The sequence below is a fragment of the Microvirga sp. HBU67558 genome (assembly GCF_018069605.1).
Lineage (GTDB): Bacteria > Pseudomonadota > Alphaproteobacteria > Rhizobiales > Beijerinckiaceae > Microvirga > Microvirga terrae.
Genome location: NZ_JAGPUP010000368.1, coordinates 1 through 3,401, shown reverse-complemented (window position 1 = coordinate 3,401; position 3,401 = coordinate 1). Strand labels below are relative to the sequence as shown.

3 protein-coding genes and 2 pseudogenes are annotated in these 3,401 nt (G+C 58.0%); 3 read left to right on the top strand and 2 right to left on the bottom strand.

All coding sequences use genetic code 11. The features are described 5' to 3' along the window. Positions 1 to 206: 206 nt before the first annotated feature. The 3 genes and pseudogenes from KBI52_RS32535 to KBI52_RS02015 all read left to right on the top strand — a co-directional run. A pseudogene (locus tag KBI52_RS32535) lies at positions 207 to 962 on the top strand (IS3 family transposase); the annotation flags it as partial. 276 nt (positions 963 to 1,238) lie between these two features. Then, a pseudogene (locus KBI52_RS02020) lies at positions 1,239 to 1,424 on the top strand (transposase); the annotation flags it as partial. Positions 1,425 to 1,912: 488 nt separating this feature from the next. Beyond that, positions 1,913 to 2,113 (top strand): hypothetical protein, encoded by a 201-nt coding sequence (locus KBI52_RS02015; RefSeq protein WP_210804987.1) that lies wholly within the window; start codon positions 1,913 to 1,915, stop codon positions 2,111 to 2,113. A 4-nt stretch (positions 2,114 to 2,117) separates the two neighbouring features. Here the strand turns inward: KBI52_RS02015 and KBI52_RS02010 are convergent, their stop codons facing one another. Together KBI52_RS02010 and KBI52_RS02005 are read right to left on the bottom strand one after the other, a co-directional pair. After that, positions 2,118 to 2,408, bottom strand: a complete 291-nt coding sequence (locus KBI52_RS02010; RefSeq protein WP_210804985.1) for a hypothetical protein — start codon at positions 2,406 to 2,408, stop codon at positions 2,118 to 2,120. A 111-nt stretch (positions 2,409 to 2,519) separates the two neighbouring features. Next, positions 2,520 to 2,855, bottom strand: a complete 336-nt coding sequence (locus KBI52_RS02005; RefSeq protein ID WP_210804983.1) for a hypothetical protein — start codon at positions 2,853 to 2,855, stop codon at positions 2,520 to 2,522. Between the last annotated feature and the right edge of the window lie 546 nt (positions 2,856 to 3,401).

Below are 3,401 nucleotides of genomic sequence, written 5' to 3'. Positions count from 1 at the left end.
GGGGCGACACAACCCACGTGTGGTCAAGCGCAAGATGAGCGGCTTTCCGACCAAAGCCCGCGCCGAACCGGCCGTCCCAGGTCGGATCATCGCAGCCGACCACATCCGGATTGTCGCGCCACCGCCTGACTTGGTGCTCTTGCCTGATCTTCCCTCGCTTTGACGGACACCTCTGATACGCTCCTGCGGGAGCGGGAAGGTGTTTGATGATGAAGACAAGGCGAGAATTTACCCCCGAGTTCAAGCGAGAGGCCGTTGCCCTGCTGGAGAGCAGTGGCCGACCAACCATGCAGATTGCGACCGAACTGGGGATCTCTCCCTCGATGCTGCGCAATTGGCGGGCCCTTACCCACGAGGCCGCGCCCCGGTCCAGGGCTGCTCCCACACCGTTGCCGGCTGGCACCGCATCCCCGTGTCACCCCGGCCGATCAGGCGGCGGAAATCGCCCGGTTGCGCAGTGAACTCGATCGCACCGGGATGGAACGGGACATCTTAAATAAAGCCATCGGCATCTTCGCGGAGGTGCCGAAATGAGGTTTGGCTTCATCGAGCAGCATGCCCGTACCTTTCCGGTGCGGCTCATGTGCCGCGTGCTCGGGGTGTCCGCCAGCGGCTATTATGCCTGGCGGTCTCGGCCGGAGAGCCAAAGGGCGATGGCAAACCGGCGCCTGCTGCAGGAGGTGCAGCGGCTCCATGCTCAGCACCAGGGTCGCTATGGCAGCCCACGCATGCACGCAGCCTTACGAGCCCAGGGCCATCGCATCAGCCGTGGCCGGGTCGAGCGGCTGATGCGCCAGCATGGCATTCGTGCCCTGGCCCGCCGTCACTTTCGGCCGACCACAACCGACAGTCAACACACATTGCCGATTGCGCCCGCAGCCGTGCCTCTTGCGGCCGAGCCCAAAGCCGCCGCAACGCCTGCTCCGGTCCCCAAGCTGGAGACGGTCTGGCGCGCCCACATCTACTCCTGGCACACGAGTGGGCTGTCACGATCCGCCTACTGCCAGAGTCAAGGTCTCGCGTTGCGCTCCTTTAACGCTTGGATCGCACGCCTGCGCAACACCCGCCGACATCTCAGAAAGGCGATCTAAACCTAAGTCAACGGTATTGGATTTAGCCTTTCTTATGCACGAGGTGGTTGGAGAAGGGCTGGCGGATGTAGCTTAAGCACTTGAATCAGCGTAGGATTTGGTTGCTGACACCCGTCCTGCAACCCCTTCAAAGCTACCACACCCGCCATGATGGACGATACAACCCCGACGTTCCCGTTTCCAGCCGTGGGTCGCAAGAAGATCACCGCTGCTTTCGACGGTGGGCGCCTCTCATCAGACGGTGGCGTCATGCTCTTGGCTCAGGCCGAGCGCCGCCTTGGCATCGCCGAGCGGCTCGCTTGCTTCATCCCGGACCGGCGAAGCGAAGTTCGCAGGCCTACTTCAAGGCCATGATGATGGCGTTGAGAGGCTACTCCAGATATCTGGTTGCCCACGGCCTGTGCCGGAGCTTGGTCAGGCCATCCCAATGATCTCCCAATAGCGGTTGTCGGCGTTACATCCCTGCCGTAGACATCGAGCGAGTCATCGCGTCGTGTGACCTCACGACGCCTATGGGCACCCGCGACTACGCGTTCCTTCTGCTGGCCCGTAGCGGCCTGCGCGCCGATGACATCTCAGGCATGCGCCTTGATGACCTCGACTGCACGAGGGATCCCTGCTTGTCTGCGGCAAAGGTCGTCGTGAGATCCGGCTTTCGCTCCACCAGGACGCGGGCGACGCGATCATCGCATATCTCCGGGATATCCGGCCGCTCGCCGCCTGTGCGCAGATGTTCCTTCGGACCGTTGCACCGCATCGGCCATTTGCGAGCGCGAGCGTCTCAAGTATTGTGAGCCTTGCGCTTGAGAGGGCCGCTATCGATGCCCCGCCGCCGAGGCGTCAATCCGCTTTGGCCCTCCGCTGCGATCAGCTTGCTGCGCCAGGGCGCCACGCTCGACATGATCGGACCCGTGCTTCGCCACCGATTGATCGACACCACCGCCGATTATGCAAAAGTAGAAGTCAATAAGCTGCTTCAGATCACTCAGCCATGGACCAGTATGTGTATCAACGAGCGTTGAAACTTCAACGCTCGTCGAAAATGTTTATCGATGAGACTACCCAGTGCTTGGCGTTATTCACGGTTGGACCAAGTCTGGGCAGTTGTTTGCTAAGACTGTGCTGATTGCCAATGCAGCGGGATGATCCGGCCGAGTAACTTACGCGTATGCGCCTGATGACGCCGCAATGCGCCTGACGGGCGTTGCCAGCGTACTTCAGGTGAAAGGCCACAACGGTGTTGATGCCGGAGTCCCAAACGACATTGACAATAGCACCGACCGCCTTATGACCGTGCAAGTTGACAAAGGTGGACATGTCGCCCACCATTGGAGGCATTCTTGTGGCTCTCTATGTCGTGGATTGATGCCATATTACGCGCAATAGTAGAAGCGCTTTTATGAATCCAATCCGTCTGTCGCCTCAGAATCATTGCTCTTCGGCTTCCTTCTTTCTCGCGCGTTCAGCCTTCCGGGCTATCCGGCGTTCTCGCTTCTCACGCCATCCTTTCATAGGCTGGATTTCATGCAATCCAAGTTGTTCAAGATGGGGCTCAAGTGCCCTCTTATAGCGCCCATTTGGCGTGAGATAACTAACGATCGCCAATGCGAGCTCATTCTCCGCATAGTCTTGAACATTCTTAGCTAGCTCTGCTTCCGAGCGCTTCGCTTCCGCAGTGCTGGTGGCCAAAATCACTACCTTTTTTAACCTTAGAAGGTCGATAGGCTCTACTTTCGGACGGTCCGTTTCTGATGTTTGGCTCATGGCACTTACTCGGATTGTGTTCGTGGATGAAAATGCTGCGGAAACAGCGGGCGGATGCGTCGAGAATGACGATAACTGCGCAGCCCAACCGATAGGTTAGCTTCCACGCTCCGGCGGCCTAAAGCCAAGGTCTTCGCGTAGCATCCCTGCTCTGATTGTTTGAAGGCTTGTTCCTGATCGTCTGCACTTGGGCTAATAGTCGGATCGTATGTATCCATGCAAAACTCCATTTGCGGATTCTAACCATACATACGGCAAACAATACAAACCTGCAATAAGGAATATCTTATAGGTTTTTAGTCTTGTGTGCGTGTTGGCCAGCCTAGAACTCGCATTAAAACATTGAGCACCAGCCGTTAGGCCATTGAAACAACATTACGTTGTATCATAACTGTCGGCTGCCCCGGGGCGGGCGTTAAAAATTCGTAACGCACTATACGGCCTTATCAATACACCCGAAATTTAGTGCGTATATGCTTAAGGTGCATCCGGTAAGTCATGCCGCCCTCGGCAGGAGGGCGATTCCGGGTGAGCGGCGGGGCCGAT

Bases quoted from the DNA above. Each gene is read 5' to 3' on its own strand.
- KBI52_RS02015 (WP_210804987.1), top strand. From the start codon at position 1,913: ATGCCCCGCCGCCGAGGCGTCAATCCGCTTTGGCCCTCCGCTGCGATC.
- KBI52_RS02010 (WP_210804985.1), bottom strand. From the start codon at position 2,408: ATGTCCACCTTTGTCAACTTGCACGGTCATAAGGCGGTCGGTGCTATT.
- KBI52_RS02005 (WP_210804983.1), bottom strand. From the start codon at position 2,855: ATGAGCCAAACATCAGAAACGGACCGTCCGAAAGTAGAGCCTATCGAC.